At 57.6% G+C, this 25,913-nt stretch carries 19 protein-coding genes and 1 pseudogene; 17 read left to right on the forward strand and 3 right to left on the reverse strand.

The genetic code is table 11. The features are described from left to right. Positions 1–54: 54 nt before the first annotated feature. The gene (gene tnpB / locus ACVMIM_RS11845) at positions 55–402 is read right to left on the reverse strand and encodes an IS66 family insertion sequence element accessory protein TnpB (protein WP_023778341.1); all 348 of its coding nucleotides are present in this window, start codon (positions 400–402) and stop codon (positions 55–57) included. Continuing rightward, on the reverse strand, positions 399–773 hold the full coding sequence (gene tnpA, locus ACVMIM_RS11850; RefSeq protein WP_476112094.1) for an IS66-like element accessory protein TnpA: 375 nt from the start codon (positions 771–773) through the stop codon (positions 399–401). The genes tnpB and tnpA overlap by 4 nt, the downstream gene beginning before the upstream one ends. A gap of 1,312 nt (positions 774–2,085) precedes the next feature. Between tnpA and ACVMIM_RS11855 the strand changes: the two genes are divergently transcribed. From ACVMIM_RS11855 to ACVMIM_RS11935, 17 genes and pseudogenes are all read left to right on the forward strand, one after another. After that, the gene (locus tag ACVMIM_RS11855; RefSeq protein ID WP_476112096.1) at positions 2,086–3,735 is read left to right on the forward strand and encodes an ABC transporter substrate-binding protein; all 1,650 of its coding nucleotides are present in this window, start codon (positions 2,086–2,088) and stop codon (positions 3,733–3,735) included. Between the two features lie 622 nt (positions 3,736–4,357). Continuing rightward, complete coding sequence (locus ACVMIM_RS11860) at positions 4,358–5,227, forward strand: LysR substrate-binding domain-containing protein (RefSeq protein WP_476117186.1); 870 nt, start codon at positions 4,358–4,360, stop codon at positions 5,225–5,227. A 994-nt stretch (positions 5,228–6,221) separates the two neighbouring features. After that, a complete protein-coding gene (locus ACVMIM_RS11865; protein WP_476112097.1) occupies positions 6,222–6,845 on the forward strand; it encodes a hypothetical protein in 624 nt (207 codons plus the stop codon). After that, positions 6,769–7,236, forward strand: coding sequence for a sterol desaturase family protein (locus ACVMIM_RS11870; protein ID WP_476112099.1), 468 nt, complete (start codon positions 6,769–6,771; stop codon positions 7,234–7,236). Before ACVMIM_RS11865 ends, ACVMIM_RS11870 begins: the two co-directional genes overlap by 77 nt. 61 nt (positions 7,237–7,297) lie before the next feature. Then, positions 7,298–7,621: a 2Fe-2S iron-sulfur cluster-binding protein gene (locus ACVMIM_RS11875; protein WP_476112101.1), complete on the forward strand. Its 324-nt coding sequence runs from the start codon at positions 7,298–7,300 to the stop codon at positions 7,619–7,621. A gap of 63 nt (positions 7,622–7,684) precedes the next feature. Continuing rightward, the gene (locus ACVMIM_RS11880; RefSeq protein WP_476112103.1) at positions 7,685–8,947 is read left to right on the forward strand and encodes an NAD(P)/FAD-dependent oxidoreductase; all 1,263 of its coding nucleotides are present in this window, start codon (positions 7,685–7,687) and stop codon (positions 8,945–8,947) included. A gap of 866 nt (positions 8,948–9,813) precedes the next feature. Beyond that, the gene (locus tag ACVMIM_RS11885; protein ID WP_476112105.1) at positions 9,814–10,449 is read left to right on the forward strand and encodes a UPF0262 family protein; all 636 of its coding nucleotides are present in this window, start codon (positions 9,814–9,816) and stop codon (positions 10,447–10,449) included. A gap of 109 nt (positions 10,450–10,558) precedes the next feature. Continuing rightward, positions 10,559–11,914, forward strand: coding sequence for a Glu/Leu/Phe/Val family dehydrogenase (locus ACVMIM_RS11890; protein WP_476117188.1), 1,356 nt, complete (start codon positions 10,559–10,561; stop codon positions 11,912–11,914). Between the two features lie 857 nt (positions 11,915–12,771). Continuing rightward, positions 12,772–14,169 carry an NAD(P)/FAD-dependent oxidoreductase gene (locus tag ACVMIM_RS11895; protein WP_476112107.1) on the forward strand — a complete coding sequence of 466 codons (1,398 nt, stop codon included), beginning with the start codon at positions 12,772–12,774 and terminating at the stop codon, positions 14,167–14,169. A 33-nt stretch (positions 14,170–14,202) separates the two neighbouring features. Further along, complete coding sequence (locus ACVMIM_RS11900; protein ID WP_476112109.1) at positions 14,203–15,087, forward strand: dihydrodipicolinate synthase family protein; 885 nt, start codon at positions 14,203–14,205, stop codon at positions 15,085–15,087. Between the two features lie 39 nt (positions 15,088–15,126). Next, entirely contained in the window at positions 15,127–15,879 is a 753-nt protein-coding gene (locus ACVMIM_RS11905) for a class II aldolase/adducin family protein (protein WP_476112110.1), read from the forward strand. A 14-nt stretch (positions 15,880–15,893) separates the two neighbouring features. Beyond that, complete coding sequence (locus tag ACVMIM_RS11910; protein WP_476112112.1) at positions 15,894–17,405, forward strand: aldehyde dehydrogenase; 1,512 nt, start codon at positions 15,894–15,896, stop codon at positions 17,403–17,405. Between the two features lie 2 nt (positions 17,406–17,407). Beyond that, entirely contained in the window at positions 17,408–18,421 is a 1,014-nt protein-coding gene (locus ACVMIM_RS11915; RefSeq protein WP_476112114.1) for an alcohol dehydrogenase catalytic domain-containing protein, read from the forward strand. An 11-nt stretch (positions 18,422–18,432) separates the two neighbouring features. After that, entirely contained in the window at positions 18,433–20,880 is a 2,448-nt protein-coding gene (locus tag ACVMIM_RS11920; RefSeq protein ID WP_476112115.1) for a GcvT family protein, read from the forward strand. Between the two features lie 36 nt (positions 20,881–20,916). Then, positions 20,917–21,699 carry an SDR family NAD(P)-dependent oxidoreductase gene (locus ACVMIM_RS11925; RefSeq protein WP_476112117.1) on the forward strand — a complete coding sequence of 261 codons (783 nt, stop codon included), beginning with the start codon at positions 20,917–20,919 and terminating at the stop codon, positions 21,697–21,699. An 11-nt stretch (positions 21,700–21,710) separates the two neighbouring features. After that, positions 21,711–22,520 carry an SDR family NAD(P)-dependent oxidoreductase gene (locus ACVMIM_RS11930; protein ID WP_041011558.1) on the forward strand — a complete coding sequence of 270 codons (810 nt, stop codon included), beginning with the start codon at positions 21,711–21,713 and terminating at the stop codon, positions 22,518–22,520. A 166-nt stretch (positions 22,521–22,686) separates the two neighbouring features. Further along, a pseudogene (locus ACVMIM_RS11935) lies at positions 22,687–22,923 on the forward strand (helix-turn-helix domain-containing protein). 844 nt (positions 22,924–23,767) lie between these two features. On the opposite strand, the gene ACVMIM_RS11940 reads toward ACVMIM_RS11935, so the two are convergent. After that, complete coding sequence (locus ACVMIM_RS11940) at positions 23,768–25,420, reverse strand: ABC transporter substrate-binding protein (protein WP_476112119.1); 1,653 nt, start codon at positions 25,418–25,420, stop codon at positions 23,768–23,770. Positions 25,421–25,913: the final 493 nt, after the last annotated feature.

Raw genomic sequence — 25,913 nt, forward strand, 5'->3', positions numbered from 1 at the left:
CTACCATAAGTCAGGGAGAGTAGCCATAAAAACCATTAGATTCAGAGAGATAAATCACCCGACACGCGCCGGCGGCGCACCCCAATTGGGGCGTCGCCAGTCAATTCCTTCCCATAACATCGCCATTTGCGCTGACGTCAGCCGGGCCGTCCCGTCGGCCGCCGACGGCCACGGAAAGCGACCCTTCTGCAAGACCTTGTAATAAAGACAGAACCCCTGGCCATCAAAATAAAGAAGCTTCAAACGGTCGCCACGTCTTCCCCGAAAGGCGAAGACCGCGCCTCCCGTCGGCTTCTGGCGCAACACATCCTGCGTCAGTGCAGCCAAACCCTCGATCCCTTTGCGCATGTCCGTGAACCCGCAGGCAAGGTACACCCGAACCCCAGTTCCCGGTCCGATCATGCTGCCTCAACCGCATGGATAAGCCGAGTCAGAGTGGCGGTATCGATCTCTCTGTCAAAGCGCAGGTTCCGCCCACAGCATAGCTGCAATTCGACCAGTGCTGACAATCTGTCGGTGCCTTTGCCCATACGGGGTTCGCTCTGCGCCACCGGCATGTCCACGGGAAGGAACATGGGACTCGCCGACGGCAACAAGAGCCCCTTCCTCCTCAACTCTCGCCGCCAGGTGTAAATCTGCTGCCGCGTCACATCGTGCCGCTCGGCAACCTCAGTCACAGTCGCCTCGTCAATTCCAACCGACATGACGATGTCGAGCTTCTTCTTATCACCCCAGCGACGGCGCCGTTCAGCACCAAGAATCTCGACACGCATCGCAACCTCACAAGACACGTCGCAAACGACGTCGTTAAGTACGTGTCATAGGCCATCACGACGATGTCAGGCAGGCGGTACCAATCGGACGGTTACTCTGAGGTTGAGAAAGCGGTAGACGCGGGGCACGTCTCCAGTCGCCCTGAGCGGCTTTCGTCCGCCATGCGCTGCCTTGTGGTAGATCTGCGGGTAATCAGCGCCGCAGAACAATCCGGCGTAACACCGATCTCAACTGGCTAGTCTGGGCTCGGTGTCACGCTCCACTGACGGTGGGCGACCTGCATTATCGCATTGTCAGCGCATTCCGTCGACCTTTTCCCCGAACCCCAGCGGCGTCGCGGATGTTTACGGGCCGCTTATTTCTGTGCGGCCGCTGCCGTTCGCAGGTAACGATCTGCCGTAGCTGCGACCGGGGACAGCGCTACTGCGGGGAGGTCTGCGCCCGTGCAACAGCCGCGCGAGCGTCCATATCAATGTCCTTGGGCGTATAGCGATGGAAGGTGCGTGCAAGAATTATCGTCAGGAGCTTACCCGGAGATGTACAACTCATACTTAGTGACGGTGGTATAGAAGGACTTCATGTGATGGCCCCCTCACGTGTGTACGGGAAGGAAGAGACTGGCTTCGGCCGCCCGAAATTAAATGTCCCAAGATGATTATGAAGCATCATCATATTGCCGCTAGCAGGGTAGCCGATCAACCAAGAGACTTTCCAAACGAGATCGGTTGCGGCACATCGCTACGGCATATCCGGCCGTCGAGGTCAGAAGCAATAAGGAGGAACAAGGTCCCGAGCCGAGCTGCGCAAGCCTGTGTCGCAGCTCTCGAAACCTCATTTGCCGATCTGATAGCGTTCTCGACAGTGCATTTGATCGCGACGGCTTTGCTCGCTCTCTTGCCAGGAGACCTGGCGCCAACATTATCGCGAGCGCAAACCTAGAGGTATCACGACATTAATTCTATTTATACACGCTGATTTCTTTTTCCGCTTCCAGCGACCCTCAATCACGGCATATCGTTTCACCCTACACTCGGGCCGCACGCTGAACAAAGCCGGTGGGCTGTGCATTCGTGAGCTAACCAGCCTCTATCTCGGAGCGCCAAATGAGGTACTGCGGCAGGCACGGCGCGCCCATGGCAAGCATACCCAGGCAAGTGATATGACGCGACCCATGAGTTTTATCCGCTTTGAGATCCGGCCCAGGAGGTACCAACAATAGACGGTCAAATAAACCGTCCGAGCCGGGTCAGATACCGGCAGGTGTCACGCACTAAATGTCCTTGAATAGCAACAGTGTAAAGGGGAAAGCACATGGGAGTTTTCAAAAGCAACGGCGAGCGAGTTCCAGCTGCCATCAGGGCCATGGCGGAAGAAACGCGTGCTGGTCGCATGGATCGGCGTGAATTTCTGGCTCTCGCGACTGCCTTCGGTGCATCTACCGCAGTTGCCTATGGCATGATCGGCCTTGCGGCGCCCGCGGCAGCTGCTGCTGAAGAGCCGAAGAAAGGCGGAACGCTTCGCGTCTCAATGAACGTTAAAGGCCAAAAAGATCCTCGGACCTACGACTGGACGGAAATGGCAAACGTCACACGCTGTTGGCTCGAGCCGCTCGTCCGCTACACGCATCAGTTCACTTTTGAGCCGGTTCTGCTCGAAAGCTGGGACGTCAACGACGATGCCACCGAATACACGTTGCATGTGCGAAAAGGCGTCACCTGGAACAACGGCGATATTTTCAGCGCTGACGATGTGGTCGCCAACCTGAGCCGCTGGTGCGAGAAAAATGTATCGGGCAATTCCATGGCGGCACGTGTCAGTGGATTGGTCGACACCAAGACGGGCAAAGCTAGGAAGGGCGCGATTACGAAGGTCGATGACCACACAGTGAAATTGAAGCTCTCGGCACCCGACATCACGCTCATTGCGGGATTCACAGACTATCCCGCGTTGGTCGTACATCGCGATTTCGACAAGGATGGCGCTGACCCGATCAAGAAGCCAATCGGTACCGGCGCATTCGAGCTGGTTTCCTATGAAGTCGGCGGCAAAGCGGTCGTGAAGCGTCGCGAAAAAGGCAAGTGGTGGGGAGGCGAAGCGACCCTCGACGGTGTCCAGTTCATCGATTATGGCGCCGATTTCAATGCCACGCTCAATGCGTTCGATTCTGGTGAAATCGACCTCAACTTTGAGACGCCGTCGGACTTCATCGACATCCTGGACAAGATGGCCCTTGTCAGGTCGGAAATCGATACAGCGACTACCTTGATTTGCCGGACCAACACCACCCATAAACCCTACGACGACAAACGGGTGCGGAACGCGCTGCAGATGGCAGTCGACAACAACGCCGTACTGCAGCTGGGTTATAGTGGGCATGGCACGGTCGGCGAGAACCATCATGTGAGCCCCATACATCCAGAGTACTATCCGCTCCCGAAAAAGGCGCGAGATATGGTGGGTGCCAAGAAGCTGATGCTGGACGCAGGCCAAGCCGATTTCGAACACGAGATAATCTCGGTTGACGACGAATGGCAGAAGAACACCGCTGACGCAATTGCTGCTCAATTGCGCGAAGCTGGTATCAAAGTTAAACGTACGGTGATACCAGCCTCGACCTATTGGAACGACTGGAACAAATATCCCTATTCCACAACGCAATGGTACATGCGCCCGCTCGGGGTTCAGGTCCTCGCATTGGCGTACCGCACTGGCGAGGCTTGGAATGAGACGGCTTATTCCGATCCCAATTTCGACGCCAAGCTCAAAGATGCGCTATCGCTGATAGACGTTGCCAAACGCAAAGAGGTCATGAAGGACGTCGAGCAGATCCTGCAGGATTCCGGCATCATGGTCCAGCCATTCTGGCAGAAGCTCTACTGCCACATGAACAAAAAGGTCAAGAACTACGCCATGCACCCAACCTACACAATGGATTTCGAGAAGGTTTGGCTGGACGCCTAAATCCATCCCAGAGCACCAGATAGCCGGTACTTTTTGCCCTCGGGCAAGTGCCGGCTATTTGAGCATCGATCCACCCAGCGGCTAAGAAAAGTCTCCTGGAGGCGGAGCATTCCAACCACGAATTGGTGCAGTAGATGCACGGCGACCGCCTTGTAAAGGGAACGAGGAACCCGGACGCAGATGGCAGCCGCCGACTCAATGTCGGCACAACCGAGTTGCAGGGCGTCTGACACAAGGGGAGCGCGGGAATCCAAAGAAGTTCAGCCGGGAATTCAGCTGAGCCGGTGAGATTGATGCCTGGAAGTGGAGCATTGGACTGCCCCAAGCTTCTCGGGACATCGACGTGCAACCGAGCTATCTGCCGATCCGGGGCAGGCCCCAACTCCGAGCGGCTTTCGAGCTGCCGCGGAATGTCATGCGCGCCGATTTAAGGGGGGCAGAGGCTTCTCACTCACTGAGATGGGCGGTGCTTTTCAGTTTTTCTTGCAATCGAACCTGTCGCAAATTATTGTGAGTGCGCCAAGACAAAGCAGCGCAAGTATTTATATAACGCGGTTGCCGGATAGCTTAAAGGAGCAAATCGATCGTTCGCAAGTACTATAACCTCCCGCCATTGACGACTTTGGCTGTTTTTGAGGCGACCGCTCGGCATGCGAACTTTAAGAACGCTGCAGATGAAATGAACGTAACTGTCAGTGCGGTAAGCCGACAGATAAAGGCTCTAGAGGATGAACTTGGTCTCAAACTTTTCATTAGACTCAAAAATGGAGTCCAGCTGACCGCGGCGGCGCAAGATTTGTTCTCTGAGGTAGCCGCCAGTCTATCGCGTTGCTCCGAAGCGGTCCAGGCATTAAGGATTGAAAAAGACGAGGAAATCGTAACTTTGGCGTGTACTGATGCTTTCGCCACGCACTGGCTTATGCCAAGGATGACAGATTTTTGGGGTAAGTTTCCGCACATTACGGTGAATCATTTCATATCGGATGAGGTTCGTGACTTTCGTAATGCTGAAGTAGATCTTTTCGTAAGACCCGCAGCAGGAATATGGGCGAACGAAAGCACCGAGCCCCTGTTAAAAGATCTCATTTATCCTGTTTGTAGTGCGGCTTTTGCGGAAGAGCACCGCTTTGCCAAACCAACAGACTTGCCGAGCCTTCCGCTGCTTCATGTAGATTGGAATAATCCGCATTGGCCTCGATGGCATGATTTTCTGCAAAACGCATCTGTTCCCTACCAAGGATTGCGCGGGAGCAGATTTAACAGATACTCGGCTCTCCTTACGGCGGCTGAGGCAAATCAAGGCTTGGCATTGGGATGGGATTCATTGGTCAGACCGATGGTGCTCCAGGGAAGACTCGTCCGGTTCTCCGATGTCGCTATGCGTGACCCTGTCGGCTTTTGTGTTGCTTGGAACAACAGGAAGCCGCTCTCAAAACCTGCGTCAACAATGCGTGCTTGGCTATTGGACCAAGCATCTGCCGCAGCCGATTAGTGTCCATTGGGACGTACGATCTGCCATTGGTCGCCCAGAATCGCGGACGTGGTATGGCTGGCGGCTAGTCGGCGTGCTTTCCGATGATTCCCGAGATCATCGCCGCCCCATCGATTCTTCCTTAAGATCTTTGTTTGCGTCCCTGTGGGAGGTCGTCGCGGGCGCAGTGTGCCTTGGCTGGCCATCCTAGCGTGGCAAGTCGCAGCGTGCCTGCGCAGGCCAGACCGAGGGCAGCCAGGAGGGCAGGCCGTCTCCGACCAGATGCGGCCGAAGGTGCCGAAACTCGCCGCCATCATGTTTGAGATCCTAACGTCTCGCCTAGATCAGCTTCCCCAAAGGAGCCTCGGGTCAGTTGCCCAGCACAAGCCTGAACAAACGGTCCTCCCGTTTGATATCAAGCGGCGCGACGGATGTCGTCGGCAGCTTCCCCAACCAGGACGTCATTGTCCGCTTCGCGATGCATTGCTGCCTGACCAGCATGATCAATGGGTCGCCCACCTCGGCGCTTGAGACAGTCAGCCAGATGAGTGACCATCCGCTCGTCAGTCTTTCGGCAATGGAATGCTGATCAATCCGGCCAGTTGCGGAGAGCACGGCGACCCATCAGCTAAACCATACCATCGGGCAATCCCGTGGGACTGTGAATGCAAGCGTGTTCTCCGCGTCAGGCCCCCGTCGCGAGCTGTTGATTGCTCCCGGTCCACTCCTCACAGCTGAATGCAAACCCTACGCGATTCAATACGTTACGCTCAACGGTCGTTGATTTTATTTTCCTTGGGGCAATGGCCATGCGCATATTATGTTCTCTCGCAGGCAGGTTGCAGGAGCAAAGGAGTCGCGGATCGAAGCGCCGAGCGTGCTTCAATCGGCGGCATGCGATGGATCCTTTCGCAACGTGACGAGACGGATCCCAATGGAACCCCAGAGCTGGAAGCTTCGTGCTCGGGTACGCAAGACCGCCGCGTAGGGCTTGCGAAGCAGGTGAGTGATTTTCATGACACATGACACTACGACGCCGGATGTCACGCTTCCGGGAAAATCGACCTGGAACTACCACCCCGACCTTCCGCTTGAGGATAAGTCGCTATTTAACTTTGAGCGGGGACCGATGCTTGGGCTGAAGGTGCTGTGGAATTCTTGGCTCCCGATATCGGATCGGTTGCTCATTGTTGGCTTGTCATTCCTAACGTGGTTCTACCTGTCGCCGTCGCTGGAAACAGCGCGAACTTTTGCTTTCGATTGGATCGCGGCCGTTTACCTGCGCAATCTCGCGCTGATGGTTTTCGTGGCTGGAGGAATGCATCTCTACCTCTACACCTTCAAACGACAAGGCAGTCGTCTTCGATATGATGCCCGGCCATTTCATAAAAAAAGCGGGCTATATACATTCAATAGCCAGTTCTTGGACAACGTTTATTGGTCGGTCGCAAGTGGGGCGACGGTTTGGACGGCATATGAAGTTCTTGGCCTCTGGGCGTACGCCAACGGCTATGCGCCGATGCTGAGCTTTTCTGAACATCCTGTGTGGTTTGTACTTTGGTTTGCGCTTTTACCCATATACGGCGTATTCCACTTTTACCTGGATCCACCGGTTACTGCATTGGGGGCCGATATATGACAAGGTCCATTCCATCCATCACCGAAACGTGAATGTGGGCCCGTGGTCTGGCATGTCAATGCACCCAGGGGAGCATATCATATATCTGAGTGCGGTCCTCATCCATTTGGTGATCCCATCTCATCCGATACACTTCATCTTCCATCTACAAAACAAGGTGCTTTTGGCCATTACCTCGCATGGTGGCTATGAAGCCGTAACCGCTGGAGAAGACAGCGACGCTGGGCTGAAGGTAGGGGACTTCTTCCATCAACTGCACCATCGCTATTTCGAGTGCAACTACGGTGAACCCGAAGTGCCGTGCGATAAATGGTTTGGTACTTTCCACGATGGCACGGAAGAAGCCACGGCCCGCACTCGGGCCCGCTTGAAAGAAATGCGCAAGAAGTAAATACGCCAGACGCGATGCGCCCGGTCGTCAGTTGCTGCAGTACAAGTCTAGGAAGATCGTAATGATCAAGATCACCTATGTTGAACATAATGGCCGGGAGCATGTTGTGGACGTCCCTCGCGGCGCCACGGTCATGGAAGGAGCCCGAGACAACGGCATCCCAGGTATTGAGGCGGATTGCGGTGGAGCTTGTTCCTGCGCGACCTGTCACGTCTATGTCGATCCTGATTGGGTAGGTAAGCTCCCGCCGAAGGAGGCGATGGAACAGGACATGCTGAATTTCGCCTACGAGCCGGATCCCGCGCGCTCGCGCCTGACCTGCCAGATCAAGGTGAACGAGGCCTTGGAAGGGCTGGTTATTCACATGCCTGAAAAGCAGGTTTGAACCACATCAAGTGATCTGTTGAATAGATATGCGGATGGGCTCAATGTGCGGAAGGAATTCCTCATGGCCGGCATTGTAGTTATCGGTGCTGGACAGGCCGGAGCATCGCTTGCAGCCAAGGTGCGAAGCTTGGGTTACCGAGGGGCGGTGACTCTGATTGGGGAGGAGCCCACGCCACCTTATCAACGGCCGCCCCTATCCAAAGGCTACCTTCTGGGTGAAATGCCTCTTGAGCGCCTATACCTGAGGGCGCCATCTTTCTGGAAAGAGCATGAAGTTGATCTCATACTGGACACATCTGTCACCCTGGTCGATCGCTCAACTAAGACAGTACGCGTGGGCACCAAGTCAATTGCTTATGACAAGCTGGCGCTTACCCTGGGCTGCCGCCCCAGACGGATACCGTCCACGGCCGGCGGTGACTTGAAAGGCGTGTATACGATCCGCACGCTGGCCGACATCGATGCGATGGCTGCCGAATTTCAGTCCGGGCGGAAGCTGCTCATCGTCGGGGGCGGCTACCTGGGGCTTGAGGCCGCCGCTGTGGGGGTGAAACTGGGGCTCGAACTTACTCTCGTTGAGATGGCTCCTCGGATTCTCCAACGCGTCGCGGCCGCGCCAACGTCTGATTATTTCCGGGATCTGCACTCCAATCATGGCGTCAGGATTCTGGAGGATATCGGACTTGACCGTCTGACCGGACCGGGCCGGGTTTCCAGAGCAGTGCTCGCCGATGGTATGGAGATCCCAGTTGATTTCGTCATTGTTGCCATTGGCGTCGCTCCAAGAATCGGCCTCGCCGAAGAGGCAGGCCTTGAGATCGAAAACGGCATCCGAACCGACCGCCAGGGACGAACTTCGGACCCCAGCATTTGGTCAGCCGGGGAGTGCGCATCCTTTCCATATGAGGGCGGGCGGATCCGGTTAGAAAGCGTTGGCAACGCAATCGATCATGCCGAACTGGTGGCCGGAAACATGCTGGGTGCTTCGCAAAACTATGCGGCGAAGCCATGGTTTTGGTCGGATCAGTATGACGTCAAGCTGCAAATAGCCGGGTTGAACACCGGCTACGACCAGATCATCCAGCGACCGGGTGATCATGAGCGGTCACGTTCGGTTTGGTACTATAAGGGAAGCAGGCTCCTGGCTGTCGATGCGATAAACGAACCTCGCGCCTACATGGTAGGCAAAAGGATTATAGAAGCTGGGCAGACCGTTGCGCCCGAGCACGTCGCGGATCCTTCTAAAGAGGTTAAGACCCTTCTGTCCCATGCAACCAAGATCTCGCAAGCGTCCAGTGCCCTGACTGCTCATGCACAGCGTTAGTCGCCGTGACGTTTAAAATATTGAGCCAGACTGTTGGCAACCTTGTTGCATAAACAGCTCTTCGTCGCTCCTGAAGGCGATTTGCCTTCTTCGTGCGGACTGCAGGTTTTCATCTCAGTCGAAAGCATAACACTCCAACCAACAAGGCAAAGGCCAGATCTATGATAGCAGTCAAGTCGCTTGTCGGCACAGTTTCCGTTTCGGCATTCCGCACGGGGATCAGGATCGGCTATTCCCGCGGCAGCTCGTGGCCTGTCAGCGCAATTGTCGCGACAGGAATTCTGCTGCAGCTGTTCGGCTGGATTCGTGCTCGCCTGGAGAGAGCCGTGGGGGTGGCGAAGAATCCGGAACATCGTGGTGAAAGAAAATCTACGCCGAGTGTTGAAGTCTTTCCCTCTTCCCGCGCGTGCATCCTCTTCGCTGCGTGGTAACGGAATAGCGCACGGGCCGCTAACACTCTCGGTCTCACAGTCTGCTTTCCTTGATGCAGATCTACAAAGGCCAAGCCACAAGCCTCAATCGTCAGCAAGTCAAAGGCGATTTCCCCCTCTATGGTGGGTACGGTCCGGGACTTCTCCGCCGCTTCAGGACGACCACGCCAATATTGCTGATCTCCGCTTCGGAGCATGTCAGCGCGTTCGGAAATAGCCTCCGACTAGCGTCTCTGCTGCCTCCAAAGCGTTAGCAAGAGCGCACGAGCGGTGTGTCAGATAAATTCATCCTATACCGACCCAGTGTCTTTTCCCACTTACCCCGTTCGAATTGTTGGACTAAATCCGGCGTGTTCTTCAGCGCGCGGAAATGCTCGGCAAGTCCGCGGCCCTTACTCCTAAACCGCTGGTTCCGATGATAAGGGCCACCACACTTTGAAACTAAACGATAGCATCGCGGGCAATAACCAACTGAAGGGCGGACCGTCGGACAATGTAACTGCGGAGCGGTTCGCGGTAGGACCCACGCCGGCCAAGCTGGGCAGTGAGAGAAAGGCGAGTTCCTCTTTATGTGAAGTGTCGCTTCGAGGCCCGTTCAGCCGCAACGAGCACATCGAGCGGGAGCGGGATCTCGCGGTGGCGGCTATGATCCAAAGCAATGTTTTCATCCCGGTTGGCCACGACCGCGGACCTTACCGGCTCCATCTCGCGCTTGATCATGACGAACTAGTTGTCCAGGTCGCCACGGAAAAGCGTGTAATCGTGACTACGCATCGAATGTCGCTCATTCCCATGCGCAGCTTTCTCAAGCATTACGTCCGGACCTGCCAAAATTATTACGACAGTATGCCGCGTGCGAGTCTTGCGTCCCTAGCAAAGATTGATGCAGGACGTTGCGCCCTTCACGACGAGGGTGCCAGGTTTCTGAAGAGTCGCCTGGCCGACAAATTGATTATCGACAGCGACACTGCCAGATACCTTTTCATACTGGTCTATGTCCTCTTCATGCGAAATCCTGCTCCACGCTGGTATGGGAGTGGAGCCGCAGTGGGCGGGAGCGGTGCACGCTAATCATCTGCAAGCACGCGATCTCTCAATTAATGGAGCAGCTATGGATGCCGTGGCCCCGAATCCCGCGTCGAGCTTTTTGGCGAGTATCGATCTGAACTTTCGATCTGCCATGGCCTTTTTGGACCTCCCCGAGGGACTTGCCGAGCGAATCATACAGTGCAACTCAACTTATACAGTGCGCTTCGGGGTGAGGTTGCGTGGCCGAATGTACAGCTTTGTCGGGTGGCGCTCGGTGCATAGCGAGCACTGTGAGCCTGTCAAAGGGGGCATTCGCTACGCTCCGGATACAGATGCTGAAGAGGTGGAGGCGCTCGCGGCTTTGATGACGTTGAAATGCGCGCTGGTTGATGTGCCCTTCGGAGGTTCAAAAGGCGCACTCAAGATCGATCCTCGCGAGTGGACGCCACAAGAACTGGAGCGAATCACTCGCCGGTTCACCCAGGAGTTAAACAAACGTGGCCTGATCGGACCCGGTCTCAATGTGCCCGCGCCCGACGTAGGTACCAGCGAGCGCGAGATGGCCTGGATGGTAGATGAATTCCGCCGCGCAAATCCCACTGATGTCGTGAATGCGCGCGCTTGCGTGACCGGCAAGCCACTCTCCAAGGGCGGTATCGCCGGACGGACGGAGGCAACAGGCCGCGGCGTGCAGTTCGCAATCCAAAGCTATCTCCGGGATCTACGTACCCGAGGGATTTGCGGTCGACGTGATCTGAAGGGTGCTAGTGTCGTTGTCCAAGGCTTTGGTAATGTAGGCTACCACTCCGCCAAGTTTCTTTCAGAAGATGATGGAGCGCACATCGTAGTTGTTGCCGAACGAGACGGCTTTGTTTGGAACCGGGACGGTCTTAGCATCGAAGCGCTGAAGCAGCATCAATTGCGCACCGGCAGCATTCTTGGTTTTGAGGGCGCCAAGTCCTTCGCGGGCGACACGAGCGGCATTGAGGAGGAATGCGATATCTTAATCCCCGCGGCTATGGAGAATGCCATCGACGTCGAAAACGCCGAGCGCATCAAGGCCCATGTCATTGTTGAAGCTGCCAATGGCCCTGTTACTTTCCAGGCCGACCGAATTCTGCGCTCCCGAGGCGCGACAATCCTTCCCGATCTCTACGTCAATGCGGGCGGTGTCGTGGTGAGTTATTTCGAATGGGTCAAGAATCTGACTCACATACCATTCGGCTTGATGGAGCGGCGCCGGCGCGAGCGGCGAAATCATACCATTGCCACAGCGCTCGAGCGAATGACCGGCAAGACATTCCCCGCCGACATGCGCGACGAATTTCTGGAGGGCGGCGCTGAAATTGACCTAGTTCGCTCCGGCCTTGAGGACGTAATGCGCAGCGCCTGGTCCAATATTGCGGATCTTCTTGAGGCGCAGCCGGAACTTGGCGACTACAGGACAGCTGCTTACATTGCCGCTATTCGAAGAATCGCTGCCGCCTATGAGGCTATAGGCATTTGAGAGTGGTGGTACGACGTTTTGACCATGCCTTTGAGCTCGGGAATCCAATTATAGCCGCGGCCGTCCGGTCTCGACGGGGGTGATTCTTGGAGCGGCTTGACCCTGCCGGCGCGACCTCCCGCCGACAAGGTCTTTCTTCAAACTTTGGCCGGCCGAACAACTGAAAGGCTTGGCACGGACGGCGCTGCGCTTGGATCCATGTTCTGAATAGCCTGTGGTTGATCGCCCCGCCGTTGGCGCCGAGTCCTGGCGCGCCGATCGCATCGGCAAAGGCAACTGACGTGGACAGAATCCATAGATGTGAGCACCTGCAGCCAGATGCACGAAATCCTCGAGACCCGCTTGATCACGGCACGTGTATAAGGTCTCGACCAGTGCTGGCGATGAGTTTGGACATTGACGCGAACAGCGACTGGATGGGTCGTGCCAGCCGTTCGGCACTGCTCCACGCGCAGGGGGCTGAAGCGCGGCACTCAAGCAGCCAGTGTTGCTGTCGATCATCACGATCGGGCGGCGCGAATGGGAGGGAACGTGGCGAAGTGTGAACCCCCGACAGGAGAGCCAGACCCAAACGCCACGCGAGGTTTCGATTCATCAGCTTCCCGAAACTGCACCGGGCGACCGAAACGGGCGCGGGGAACATCGCATTTTAGATAACGGGGAAGGCACCCGCTCATTTGCAGTCGCGCGTCGGAATGCATGGGAAGCGCGCCGATGATGCATGAATTCTATCTATAGCAGCGGCAAAATAATGAAGGCACTAGCCCTGCGTTTTGACCTCTCCAAACGCTGAAAAAGATTATACGGTCACCTTCTCTACCTAGACGCCCGCCACTGGGCGACAAAGGGCGTCACCCATGTTTGATATAGAACGTTTTGCCATGGCTCCTGGTGAGACCAACCCTCAAGTTGCTTCGTCTCTGTCCACCAGGACGGTCAAAATCAGCAACTTGCCCTCAGAGCTAACCGTTAGCGGGTGGTTCGCGAATTTGCGTGATGTAAATGTCGCTGCGCCGCTGTCTGGTCGGGTCGAGGCTGATTGGGTTGTAGTGGGCGGGGGGTGGTTCGGCACTAACGCGGCCAGGCGCATTGCAGAGCTTCGCCGCCAGGATTCGGTTCTGCTGGTCGATGCAGTCGAAATTGGCAACAACGCGGGGGGGCGCTGCGCTGGCTACGCGATCGACCTTGCTCACAACCCCCGCAACGCGAATTTCGTCGAAGACGAAAAAGGCAATATCGAAGAGCGCGACATTAATCTGGAGGGCATAGCCTATCTGCGGGATGCCGTAGAAAGGTATGGCATCAAATGCGATTGGAGTCCTGAAGGAAAGACGCACTCAGCTGTGACGGCGAGAGGCGAGGCTTGTCTTAGAACCTTCGCTCTCGCACTCGATCGCATCGGAGCAGAATATCAGTGGTATAACGCCGACCGGATGCGAGAGATGGTTGGCAGCTCGTACTACACGAAAGGCCTGCACACCCCTGGCACCGTTCTGCTGCAGCCAGCAGCCTTGCTCCGCGGCATCGCAGCCAATCTCGGAGACAACGCCAAAGTATATGAAAAGACGCCGATCCTGGAGGTTGTTTACGGCTCCCCCCGCCACGTCCTGCGCACGGCGAACGGCGAGATCCATGCCAAAAACATCATCCTTGCCAACAACGGGTTCATCTCTGAGTTTGGGTTCTACGAGAAAAGCGCTATCCCCGTTTATACCTATGCGAGCATGACCCGGCCTTTGACGGGTGCGGAATTGGCCAGAATTGGCGGTCGCAATACCTTCGGCTTGATCCCTGCGGAAAGCTTTGGGACCACGGTTCGCCGGACAGTCGATAACCGGCTATTTATACGCAACATCTACGACTACGCCGACGGTTTCCATACGACGGCAACTCAGATCGTCCGCGCCAGACGCAGCCATCAAAAATCGTTCGATCGCCGGTTTCCTGAAATATCTTCTATCGGCTTCGAATACACCTGGGGCGGCGCCCTTAGCCTGGCCCAGAACGGGGGGTTCGTTTTCGGTCAGCTGAGCGACCGGGTGTTCGGAGCGGGCTTCTGCAACGGGACCGGCGTTTCGCGCGGCGCAATCTACGGCAAGGCTGTAGCCGAGCTCGCGTGCGGTCAGGACAGCAAGTCCATCCGCATTCTGCGGAACAAGGCGAGGCCAAGCCCGGCATACCCAAAGTTCATCACTTCGCTCGGTGTCCGCTATTCGACCAGGTTCCGGCTGTGGAGAGCCGGGCGGGAAGTATAGGCGTCGCTAAAATTAAGGTCAGGAGTAAAGAACATGGCAAATTTGAGAGGTATCAACCTGGCGATGCAGACCCCCTTCCATAAGGACGGGTCGATCGATTTCGCGCGCTGGGACAGGCTGCTCGACCAATATCTGGAAACCGGGATGCACGGCTTCGTGCTGAGTTCCGGGACCGGCCAGCATGCCTACCTCACCGAGGAAGAATGCAACAAGCTGTTCGCAACGGGCGTGAAGCGTATCGACGGTCGTGCAGCGATCACTGCGCAGACCTCGGCGCTGAATCTGCAAGAAGTGATCCGCCGCTCCAAGGCCGCTCAAGATGCGGGCGTTGATGCGCTGATGATCCTGCCGCCTTTTTTCGAGGGCCCCAAGCACGATGATGGCATTTTCGCTTTCTACGAGGCGGTCTGCAAGGAAGTGTCTATCGATGTCATCGGCTACAATATCCCCGGGGCGACGGGGATCGAGCTCACTCCCAAGCTCTACTCGCGTTTGCTGCAATTGGACAATTTCAACTTCATCAAAGACAGCTCAGGCGACCTGTGCAAGCAACAGGCCCTGTTGGCATGTGGCGGCAACATCCTGAACGGCGCCGATCCGAACGCACCGTTCTCTTTCATGCTGGGTACGGCAGGTACGATTTGGGGCTGCGCCAATATTTTCCCGCGCGAGGCAGTTCAGCTCTTCAACCTTATCGACAGCGGCAACCACGCCGAGGGCCTGAAGCTGTGGCAGTCCATGTTCCCGATCGTCGCCTACTGCTGGCAAAACGATTATATCCCGGCCGTCAAGGCGGCATCGCGACAGATGGGCTTTGACGGCGGGACCGTTCGCGCGCCCGTTTGCGAGGTCGGCCCAGACGAAGAGGTGAAAATCGAAGCCGCTCTCAAACCGTTGCAGCTGGCGAGGGCAGCCTAGCCGAACGAGCAAGCACGACACGCTCAGTCTGGAAGCCACATGATGAACAGCCAAGAAGCTCGGTTGCGCAACGACCTTGCCGCAGCGTTTCGCTGGACCGCTCGCCTCGGTTTACATGAGGCGACTGCGAACCATTTCTCGGTGGCGGTCGATGAGGAGGGCGGCTGGTTTCTCATGAACCCGAACATGGCGCATTTCTCGCAGATAAAGGCGCGAGATTTGCTCCTGCTCAGTTCCTCGGCGGACGAGACACCGACAGGTGGGGACGCTCCCGACCGCACGGCGTGGGAATTGCATTCATACCTCCATCGCAACGTACCGCGGGCGCGGTGCATAATGCACACCCACATGCCCTACGCGACAGCCTGGAGCTGCCAGGAAGATCCGGAGATCCTGCCGATCTGCCAGAACTCGGCGCGGTTCTATGGCAACGTGGCCTACGACAAAAACTATGGCGGAATGTTCGTCGATCCCGAGGAACCGGCGCGCGTCGCCGGTCTCCTCGGTGACAAGGACGTCATGCTTCTTGGTGGGCACGGGGTGATGGTGGTGGGCCGCAGTGTGGCAGATGCCTTTGATACGCTCTATCACCTCGAGCGGGCCTGCATGAACCTTGTGCTCGCGCATTCAACCGGCAAACAAGTCAAGCGCCTGCCGCATGAAGTAGCCGCTAAGACGGCGCGGCAGTGGCGGGATTACCAAGGGTTCTCCGAAGGGCACTTTCGCGCTCTCGTCTCGATCCTTGACAAGGAAGAACCGGGCTACCGGCTGCAGCCGGCCGTCGCTGCCTGAGAATTGGAACTTCCATGACAATTTTTACTCGTGCTGATGCCCACTCGATCGCTGCTGCGTTAAGGCTGCCTTCACGCCCCTTTATCGATGGCGAGTACCGCAACGCCTCGGCGGCAAGATCATTCAAGAGCATCAACCCGGCAAACGGCGAAGTTCTTGCGGAAATCGAGAGCTGCAGCCCCTCGGATGTGGATGCCGCGGTCGCGGTCGCCAAGGCCACGTTTGAGTCCGGGGTGTGGTCGCAGAAACACCCGTCCGAACGCAAAGCCGTCCTGCTGCGTTTTGCCGAGCTGATCAACAAGAACCTCCAGGAACTCGCGGTTCTGGAAAGCCTCGATTCGGGCAAGCCGATCACCGATTGCATGACGGTCGACGTGCCGTTCACGGCAAGCACCATTGCTTGGCACGCCGAAGCCCAGGACAAGCTGTTCTCCAGGATCGCGTCGACGGACAGCAATGCACTCGGCATGATCGTACGCGAGCCGCTGGGTGTGGTCGGCCTCGTGCTTCCGTGGAACTTTCCGATGCTGATGGCCGGCTGGAAGATCGGTCCGGCATTGGCGACCGGCAACTCGGTGGTGCTGAAGCCGTCGCAGATGACCACGATCACCGCACTGCGCATGGCCGAGTTGGCGGTCGAGGCGGGGCTCCCGGCGGGTGTCCTGAACGTCGTCACCGGGTCGCGTGAGGTTGGCGAGGCGCTCGGTCTTCATCGGGACGTCCGGATCATTTCCTTCACCGGTTCCACCGAGGTCGGGCGGATGTTCCTCGACTACTCCCGGCGCTCGAACCTGAAGCGGATCGTGCTGGAGCTGGGCGGAAAGAACCCCGCAGTCGTGCTGGCCGACGCGCCAAACCTCGACTTTGTGGCCGAGCAGCAGGCCTTCTCAATTTTGACCAATATGGGCCAGAACTGCGCCTCCAACAGCCGCCTGATCGTGCATAGGGCGATCAAGGAAGAATTGACCGAAAAAATCGTCGCTGCTTGCAGGAACTGGAAACTGGGCGATCCTCTGGAGCCGTCCACCCAACTCGGCCCAGTAGTGGGTGGAAGCCACTGCAACACCATCAAGAATTACCTTGAGAAGGGGCGTGCCGAGGGCGCGACGCTCGCCTGCGGCGGCAACCAACTCGATCGGCCAGGCTATTTCATCGAGGCGACGGTGTTCGATCGGGTCACGCCCGAGATGACCATCTATCGCGAGGAAATCTTTGGACCGGTGCTGACCATCACCGAAGCGCGTGACGACGACCACGCGATCGAGCTGGCCAACGACACCGAATACGGCCTGACGGCATCGCTCTACACGACAGACGTCGGCAAAGCTCACAAGCTGTCACGGCGGCTCAATGCGGGCACCGTCTCGGTAAACTGCTACTCCGAAGGCGAAATCTCGACCCCGTTCGGCGGCTTCAAGCAATCCGGTTTCGGCGGGCGCGACAACGGCTTGGAGGCGCATGAGCAGTACACCGAGCTGAAGACGGTGTGGATGAATTTGGCGACGCCGGCCCGGCCTGGAGCGTAAAAATGAAGGCCGTTCGAGTCGTCGAAGGAAACAGGCAGTTCGTCTCGGAGGAGATAGAGCGTCCAGCATTGCCTGCGGGCGCCGTGCGTGTCCGGATCCAGGCTGCATTCTTGCCGCCCTATTTCGAGCATCTGCCCTCAGGCAGCTGGCAGACACCACCGCGGCCTTTCACTCCCGGGCAGTGCGCGGTTGGCGTCGTTGAGGAAACAGCCGATCCGGACTGCCCATTGCGTCGCGGTCAGGCAGTCTATTGCGACATGTATATCGAAGGCCCTGGGCCCCAGGCCGATCATGGGTTCATCGGCTGCTTCGGGCTGGCGCCCGCAGCAAGCCGGCATCTCGCCAAGTGGCCGAATGGCACCTTCGCGGAGGAGTTCGTTGGGCCGGAACATTGCTTTACACCCATTCCTGCCAACGTACGCACGCCGCCCGAAATTCTATGTCGGCTTGGATGGTTCGCAACCGCGTTGGCCGGCTTCAGGCGAGGGGACTTTAAGCCGGGCGGAATCGTTGCAATCAACGGCGCCGCGGGGTTGCTGGGCACGTCTGCTGCTGTCATGGCCTTGGCCATCGGGGCGGCCCAAGTGCGCCTTGTCGGACGCCGGACTTCGGTTCTTCAGCAGGTTGCTGCTCTGGACAGTCGCATAGTGGTCGAAGAGGCGGACGATCGATCGCCGGTTGACTTCGTCCTCGACTGCGCTGGCGGCGAAAACGCTGCGACATCGGTGACTCTCTCAGAGCGACTGCGTCGCTTCGGAACGATCGTGTTTGTTGGCGCGCTGACCGAGCGAGCCGCCTTCAACACCAGCTTGTTGATGCGCAACAGCAATAGGGTGGTGGGCTCGTTCTGGTTCCCGCACGGGCTGGCCGCAGACGTGCTGGCGCTTATCGCTGCGGGCACGATCGATCTGTCGGCTTTCCGCGCTGACATTTTCGATACTGATCAAATCCTGGCTGCGATGGAACACAGCGTCGACCACTCCGGCGGGCTGAATCACGTCGCGCTGAAACCTTGAACGAGAGCAATATGTCCACTCTTCCCGAAGAAGTACAGGTCGTCATCATCGGCGGCGGCATCGGCGGCGCCTCGATCGCCTACCACTTGGCCAAGCGCGGCGTCTCCGATGTTCTCTTGTTAGAGCGCGACCGGCTGACATGCGGCACGACGTGGCATGCCGCAGGCCTGGTCGGCACGCTTTGGCCCACCAAGAACATGACCCAGCTCGGCGCATATTCGCACCGGCTCTACCAGGAACTCGAAGCGGAGACCGGTCAGGCAACGGGGTACAAGCGGAACGGGTCGATCTCACTTGCACAGACCTCGGCACGGCTTGAGGAATTGACGCGCACCGCCGAAATGGCACGCGTTTTTGGCGTCGAGGTAGAGGTGGTCGGGCCAAAAACTCTGGGAGAACTTTATCCCGGCATCGACACCAGCGATCTGGTTGGCGGACTGCATTTGCCGAAAGACGGCCAGACCAACCCGATCGATGTCACCATGGCGCTGGTTAAAGGCGCCCGCATGAACGGCGCGACCGTGCGCGAAGGCGTGACCGTCACCAGGATCCTGAGCGACGGCGGCAAGGTTACGGGCGTAGAGACCAACCAAGGCACGATACGCGCAAGGAAGGTGGTGCTCACGGGCGGTATGTGGTCGCGTGATCTGGCTAAGCAGGTTGGAGTGGTGCTGCCGCTGTTCGCCTGCGAGCACTACTATGTGGTGACGGAACCTGTCCCAGGTTTGCCTAGCAAGCTGCCCATCATGCGGGATTTGGACCACGGCGTCTATTTCAAGGAGGACGCAGGCAAGCTCCTGATCGGCTTCTTCGAGGACAACGCCAATCCGCTGCCGATGTCCAAGGTGCCTGCTGATTTCAGCTTCGGCCACCTGCCATACGAGCTCGAACATTTCGAGAAGTATCTCGAGAGAGCCATGACCAGGTATCCGGTGCTGGAGAAGATCGGCATCTCGACCTTCTTCAACGGCCCAGAGAGCTTCACCACCGACAATCAGCACCTGATGGGCGAAGCGCCGCTGCTGAAGAACTTCTTTGTCGCTTGCGGCTTCAACAGCCGTGGCATCGGCGGCGCTGGCGGGATCGGCAAGGTGATGGCCGAATGGATCGACCTTGGCTATCCGCCGATGGACGTCTGGGAAAGCGATTGCCGCCGCGCCATGCCGTTCCAGGCCGACGAGACCTATCTAGAAAACCGCGTTGCGGAGGCGCTTGAGCGTTCCTACGCCATGCACTGGCCTTACTATCAGTATCGCTCCAGCCGAGGCATTCGCAAATCGCCCTTCTACGACCGCCTCGTCGAGCTGGGCGCGGTACACGGCGAGGTCGCGGGCTGGGAACGTCCGAATTGGTATGCGCCGAAGGGCGTCAAGGCGGAATACGAGTATAGCTATGCCCGCCAGAACTGGTTCCCCTATGCCGCACAAGAACACAACAACATTCGGGAGAACGTCGGCTTCTACGATCTGACTTCCCTGGCAAAATTCAAAGTCACGGGTCGCGACGCGGAGGCTTTGCTCCAGCGCCTCTGCTGCGCTGACGTCGCGGTGCCGGTTGGCAAGCTGGTCTATACCCAGTGGCTGAACGAACGCGGCGGCATCGAAGCCGATCTCACCGTGGTCAAGATGGGCGAAGCCGAGTTCATGATTGCCACTCCCTGCGGGAGCCATGTCAAGGATTGGTCCTGGCTGCTGTCGCATGTCGGGAAGGAAGAAGATGTCGAAATCACCGATGTCACCGATGATTTCGGGGTGATCGCGCTGCAAGGCCCGAACGCACGCTCGGTCTTCCAATCAATGACCGAAGAAGATCTTTCCAATCAGCATTTCACCTTCGGCACCGGGCGCTGGATGATCGCCGGTGGCGTGCGCCTTTGGGCGCAGCGCATTTCCTATGTCGGCGAGCTCGGCTGGGAGATCTACATTCCGGCACAGGATGCTTTGGCCTTTCTCGACTCACTGCTGGAGGCCGGGAAAAGCTTCGGCCTTCGCCCTGCCGGCATGCACGCGGTCGATGCTTTGCGCATGGAGAAGGGCTTCCGCCACTGGGGCCATGACATCGTCTACGAGGACAATCTGGTCGATGCCGGGTTGGCCTTCACGGCCAAGCCGAACAAGAACACGCCGTTCATTGGCCGCGACGCATTCCTGGACCAGAAGGCGGCCGGGATCGGCAAGAAGCGGATGCTTTGCTTCCTCTTGGAGAAACCGGAGCCGCTGCTTTTCCACAACGAGCCGATCCTCATGGACGGCAAGGCGGTCGGTTATCTGACGTCCGGGAACTACGCGCATCACCTGGGGGCGGCAATCGGCATGGGCTATGTGAACGCCGACGAGGCCGTCACAGCCGAATTTGTCGCCAGCGGCAAATTCGCAATCCAGGTCAACGGCCGCGCTGAACCGGCGAAGGCCAGCCTGAAGGCATTCTACGACCCGACATCAGAGCGCATGCGCGCCTGAGATCCTAAGAGATTCAGAAAATTGGAGCAGTATTGTATGAACAATCCATTCTCACTCGACGGAAAAGTCGTACTTATCACGGGATCCACGCGAGGGCTCGGTTGGGCGTCCGCCCAAGCCGCCGCAGAGGCCGGCGCAACAGTCATCCTGCACGGGCGCAGCGAAGCTGCCGGCAAAGCGCGAAAGCAAGAACTCGAGGCGAGAGGCCTCAAGGCCGATTACCTGGCTTTCGAAATGGCCGACCGCGACGCTGTCACTGCCGCTATCCCGACGATCATCCAGCGTCACGGCAGCATCTGGGGGCTCGTAAACAACGCCGGCATGCTGCTGCACAACACCATATGGGACGAAACCGCTGATACTTACGAGCGGATCATGGCCGTCCATATGGTTGCGCCATTCCTGCTGACGAAGGCGGCCGCCGCTGAAATGCGGAAGGTCGATGCGGCGGATCGAGGCCGCATCGTAAACATCTCATCGATCGCCTTCTCCAGCCCGCGCGCCGGGATTTGCAATTACACCTCGGCCAAGGGCGCGATCGTAGGATTCACCCGGGCCGCGTCGGCTGAACTGGGGTCCTTCGGAATCAGGGTCAACGCGATAGCCCCCGGCTATTTCGTAACCGAGATAAACAAGGAACGACTGGCCGACGAGAGCTTTGCCAACAAGATCAAGGTGCGCACGCCAGCAGCGCGTTGGGGCGACCCGTCGGAACTCGGTGGCCCAACCGTGTTCCTTTTGTCCAGCGCGTCGTCCTACGTCAACGGCCAGCTGCTGTTTGTCGACGGCGGGATGAGCCATTTCCTTCACAGCGTTTAAGGAGAACAATTATGGCTGGTCGTCTTGATGGTAAGGCGGTGCTCGTCACCGGCGCGGGGTCGATGGGCCCCGGATGGGGCAACGGCAAGGCCGCTGCGGTGCTCTTCGCTCGCGAAGGCGCGAAGGTTCTGGCTGCGGACCTGAACAGGGATGCTGTTGAGCAGACTGCGGAGATTATCCGAGGCGAGGGCGGCCGCGTGGAGATCTTCGTGGGGAACGTTACCGACGAACAGTCGGTTAGAGCCATGATAGCAGCGTGCGTTGACGCATTTGGCAGCTTGGACGTGCTGCACAACAACGTCGGCATTCTCAAAGCTGGAAGCCCCGAAAGCACCACTGTTGAGGACTGGGATCGGATACTCGACATTAATACGAAGGCGTTTTTCTTGCCATGCAAGCATGCGCTGCCACAAATGCTCAAGCAGGGATCCGGCTCGATCATCAATATCTCGTCAATCTCCGGCTTCCGCAATCTCGGCGCGCCCTACATTGCCTACAACACCTCAAAGGGAGCCGTGGTATCGTTCACCCGGAACCTTGCGGCGACCTATGCAGATAAGGGCATACGCGCCAACTCGATCCTCCCGGGCATCATCGACACGCCGATGGCCAGGGATGCGACCATTCAGACAAGCGGCAAGACCGAGGCTGAGATTGACTTTGACGCTTTGGCTAAGGCACGTGCCGCGCGCGTTCCCATGAGACGAACCGGTACGGCATGGGACATCGCGCGAACCGCTCTCTTCCTGGCCAGCGACGATTCGGCTTACATTACCGGATCGGAAATCTACGTTGACGGAGGGCTGAACTGCGTCGCATAGCGCGACCCCTAAACGATCCTCGATCAGGGAGGCGCTGCGTCGGATATTGACGTCTGAGCCTAAGCGTCTGCCGCCTCGCGCCGAGGCTTCAGGATCGGTTTCGGATTCTACTGTCACAAAGACGTCGCCTTAAGAAGTGGTTTTGGTGGGATTGGCCTGCTGCCCCATGTCCAACTCACCTAGCCTCCTCTCCTATCATGTGGCGCTGTCGGTGTTCGAAGCGATAGCGCGCTGTGGAAGCTTCCAGGCAGCGGCCGGCGAACTAAACATAGCTCAGGCGTCCGTCTCATAGCACGTAAGAAGGCTTGAGAAGCGCCTGAATACTCGACTATTCGACCGGCGCGGCTGTGATATGGTGCTCACCGAGGATGGTGAGAAGCTAATCGAGGCAGTTGAGCGCTGACTCGCTCGCATCAAGCTCGGGTTGGCCGAGTTTGCGCGTGAGGCAGACGAAAACTCTTGAGAGGACTTGGCATGCACTTTCTGATGCAGCCCCAGTCCTCAAGCCGCGGTCACGGTCGACCCCTCCGCTCTCGTAAGGTCGACCGCCCGCTCTTCCCCGCGCCTTGGAGCGCGCGGCGGGTCATCGTTGCACCATCTTCGGGCCGGCTACGCCCCGTGCGCCGACTAACGGCTGACCCATGTGCACAACAGGCGATTTCTGGAAAGGTGCTTGGTGCACAGCTTACCGCGGGGGGGGGGGGCGTTCAATACAACAAATCGGCAGGCCCGAAATTCCGCAGCCGCACGCGGGACCCGCCGCCCCCATCAACAATCGGCATCGGCGAGGGCCTACACGCCTGACCGATCATCTGGCCGTGCTTGAGCTTAGCAGCCAATTGAAGCGTCACCGACCGATTGCGGCTAATCTTCGACGCTGTTGTTTGGTCGGAGAAACCCACTCCCGAAGCCGCACTGCTGCAGGAACTGATCAGTGCGGTGATTCATACGGTGATTGGCGCGGAAGACGGAAGACGGAGAGCGCCCCGGATTTTTAATAGCCTCCAGGGCGCGCACTACGCTGGGTATGTGGCCGTCGCTCATCAGCCCGGAGAGCCTGAACTTCAGTACAAACGCTTCTGATGTGAGCTGGAGGCACCGCCTCGGAGAGCGCTGCCGGTCTGATTTGTTCCTACGTCCGAGCTCAGGATCCTTACTTTAGGCGCACCCACCGCCTCAAAGGGGGCGAGGCGTTTCACAGCGAGCCGACGTTCGCTGTGAAACCCACCTAGCCCCCATCTCTCGCGTTAGGCTGCCTGGTCGAGCCAAACCTTTCCCAGATCAATTTCGAACATCGGGTGCATCGCATAGCCTTTTACTTGCTTAGTCGAGTGATTCACCAACGTAAGCCAATAAGGCTGAGTGATGATGCCGGAATCCTTGAGGAGGGTTTCAAGGTCATTCATCAGGACCTTTCGCTTCTCTGGATCGGGCACCGTCAACGCCTTGTCCAATTTCTTGTCGAATTCCGGATTCGACCACCCGGTCTCATTCCATACTGCTCCGGTTCGGTAGGCAAGTGCCAGCACCTGGACCCCGAGCGGTCGCGCGTTCCAGTCCGTTGCAGAAAGTGGATATTTCATCCAGTTTTCCCAGAACGTGCTGTCGGGAACGATCGTGCGTTTGACCTTGAACCCGGCGTCATGCAACTGCGCGGCCATAGCGTCCGCACTAGCCTTGAGCCAATCCGCGTCGCTACTGAATAGCTCGTGTTCAAATTCCATCTGACCGGCTTCGGCCATAAGCTTCCGGGCGGCTTCGACGTCACGCTTCTTTTCTGGTAGCGGGTAGTACTCAGGGTGCAGCGGTCCGACGTGGCAATCCACCGCGACAGTGCCGTATCCATTTTGAGCGGTTTGTAGAACAGTTTTGTTATCGATGGCCAACTGCAAGGCCTTGCGTACCCGCTGATCATCATAGGGCTTGTTCGTAACCTGTGTGCGGCAGATGATCGTTTCCGTTGTTTCGGCCTCAGATCTCACCAAACCGATCTTGTCAAAAACGGGTACGAAATTCGCGAATGTCTGCTCGTTGGCATCGATCTCATTTGCTTCGAAAGCACTCTGAACCGTGGAAGGGTCGCTGCCGTAATCAATGAATTGCACCTCGTCGAGATGAGCTTCGCCGCCCCACCAGCTTCCGTTCGTTCTACGCTTTAGGACTGCCTTTTGGCCGACGTCCCACGACACCAGCTCGAACGGCCCCGTGCCCACAGGGAATTTTACGATGTCCGAGCCATGCTTCTCGAAGTCACGATGCACGATCAATGCTGGATAGTCAGCGAACCCTGGGATGATCGTGATGTCGGACCTTGGTAGCTTGAGCTTAACCGTATGATCGTCGATTTTCGTGATGGCACCCTCGATGGCTTTTCCCGTCTTGTCATCAACGAGAGCGGCCATGTGTGCGGACATGGAATTTCCTGCCACGTCCTTTTGGCACCAACGCAGAAGGTTAAACATCACGTCGTCGGCGTTGAAGTCATCCCCGTTGTTCCATTTTACGCCTTGCCGAACATGCAGGGTGTATTCAGTGGCGTCCTCATTGATGTCCCAACTCTCCAGTAGCCGCGGTTCAAAAGTGTGACCGACTGTGTACTTAACCAGCGGTTCTAGGAATTGCCGACAAATGTTGGAAATTTCGGAATAGTCGCTTGTCCGCGGATCTTTTGGGCCGTAGATGGGCATTGCGATCCGCAATGTCCCGCCCTTTTTGGGTTTTTCTTCGGCATATGCTGGCGCGGTTGCACCAAGCATCGAATACGCCATAGCTGTAGAGGCACCAAATATGGAAGCCAGGGCCAGAAACTCCCGTCTGTCCATCCTGCCTTTTTTGGCTTCATCGGCTAGAGTGTCGAGGACCTTCGGCATTGCGCTGCGGTGTTTAGTTGCACGTTCCATTTGAACCTCCCTTTTGACCTACACAGAAGTTAAGTAGCTAAGGCAAAACCGAATGTTCGTAATCGTGGGCGGCGCCGACTGGAGAGATGCTGGATCGTGCCGGACAGCCAAGCGCTCATTTATCCTTTGAAATAGCCCAAGAGCCGGGTGCGTCGCATACAGAAAAGAAAACGCTCGATATAAAGATATTTTACCTCTGACGCGCTTACCTTTACTCCTAGCTGCCCTTCGGACGTCGGCGTAACCGAGCCTAGAGATGGCAATATGCTCCCGGGGCTGAGCATCTGATATGTGGTCCAACGACGAACGACATGAAACTCGAAGATCACGGCAACTCGTCGCCTTGGGAGAGGTATGGAGGCCGAACTGGACTGCTTGCTCCCGTCACCACCACGGGTCTGAGCTGCCCTTGGACGGCCTCGCGGTCCGACCGCCGCAGCTCCAACCAGGAGCGGAAGCGGAGGATAAGAGTTCTGGCCACTCGGCGCTTGGC

Source organism: Mesorhizobium sp. USDA 4413 (assembly GCF_056280365.1).

What these genes read in the sequence shown, in the direction of transcription:
- ACVMIM_RS11875 (WP_476112101.1), top strand. Translation starts at nt 7,298, where the DNA reads ATGATCAAGATCACCTATGTTGAACATAATGGCCGGGAGCATGTTGTG.
- tnpB (WP_023778341.1), bottom strand. Translation starts at nt 402, where the DNA reads ATGATCGGACCGGGAACTGGGGTTCGGGTGTACCTTGCCTGCGGGTTC.
- ACVMIM_RS11930 (WP_041011558.1), top strand. Translation starts at nt 21,711, where the DNA reads ATGGCTGGTCGTCTTGATGGTAAGGCGGTGCTCGTCACCGGCGCGGGG.
- ACVMIM_RS11905 (WP_476112110.1), top strand. Translation starts at nt 15,127, where the DNA reads ATGATGAACAGCCAAGAAGCTCGGTTGCGCAACGACCTTGCCGCAGCG.
- ACVMIM_RS11915 (WP_476112114.1), top strand. Translation starts at nt 17,408, where the DNA reads ATGAAGGCCGTTCGAGTCGTCGAAGGAAACAGGCAGTTCGTCTCGGAG.
- tnpA (WP_476112094.1), bottom strand. Translation starts at nt 773, where the DNA reads ATGCGTGTCGAGATTCTTGGTGCTGAACGGCGCCGTCGCTGGGGTGAT.
- ACVMIM_RS11925 (WP_476112117.1), top strand. Translation starts at nt 20,917, where the DNA reads ATGAACAATCCATTCTCACTCGACGGAAAAGTCGTACTTATCACGGGA.
- ACVMIM_RS11855 (WP_476112096.1), top strand. Translation starts at nt 2,086, where the DNA reads ATGGGAGTTTTCAAAAGCAACGGCGAGCGAGTTCCAGCTGCCATCAGG.
- ACVMIM_RS11895 (WP_476112107.1), top strand. Translation starts at nt 12,772, where the DNA reads ATGTTTGATATAGAACGTTTTGCCATGGCTCCTGGTGAGACCAACCCT.
- ACVMIM_RS11910 (WP_476112112.1), top strand. Translation starts at nt 15,894, where the DNA reads ATGACAATTTTTACTCGTGCTGATGCCCACTCGATCGCTGCTGCGTTA.
- ACVMIM_RS11880 (WP_476112103.1), top strand. Translation starts at nt 7,685, where the DNA reads ATGGCCGGCATTGTAGTTATCGGTGCTGGACAGGCCGGAGCATCGCTT.
- ACVMIM_RS11920 (WP_476112115.1), top strand. Translation starts at nt 18,433, where the DNA reads ATGTCCACTCTTCCCGAAGAAGTACAGGTCGTCATCATCGGCGGCGGC.
- ACVMIM_RS11900 (WP_476112109.1), top strand. Translation starts at nt 14,203, where the DNA reads ATGGCAAATTTGAGAGGTATCAACCTGGCGATGCAGACCCCCTTCCAT.
- ACVMIM_RS11890 (WP_476117188.1), top strand. Translation starts at nt 10,559, where the DNA reads ATGGCCTTTTTGGACCTCCCCGAGGGACTTGCCGAGCGAATCATACAG.
- ACVMIM_RS11940 (WP_476112119.1), bottom strand. Translation starts at nt 25,420, where the DNA reads ATGGAACGTGCAACTAAACACCGCAGCGCAATGCCGAAGGTCCTCGAC.
- ACVMIM_RS11865 (WP_476112097.1), top strand. Translation starts at nt 6,222, where the DNA reads ATGACACATGACACTACGACGCCGGATGTCACGCTTCCGGGAAAATCG.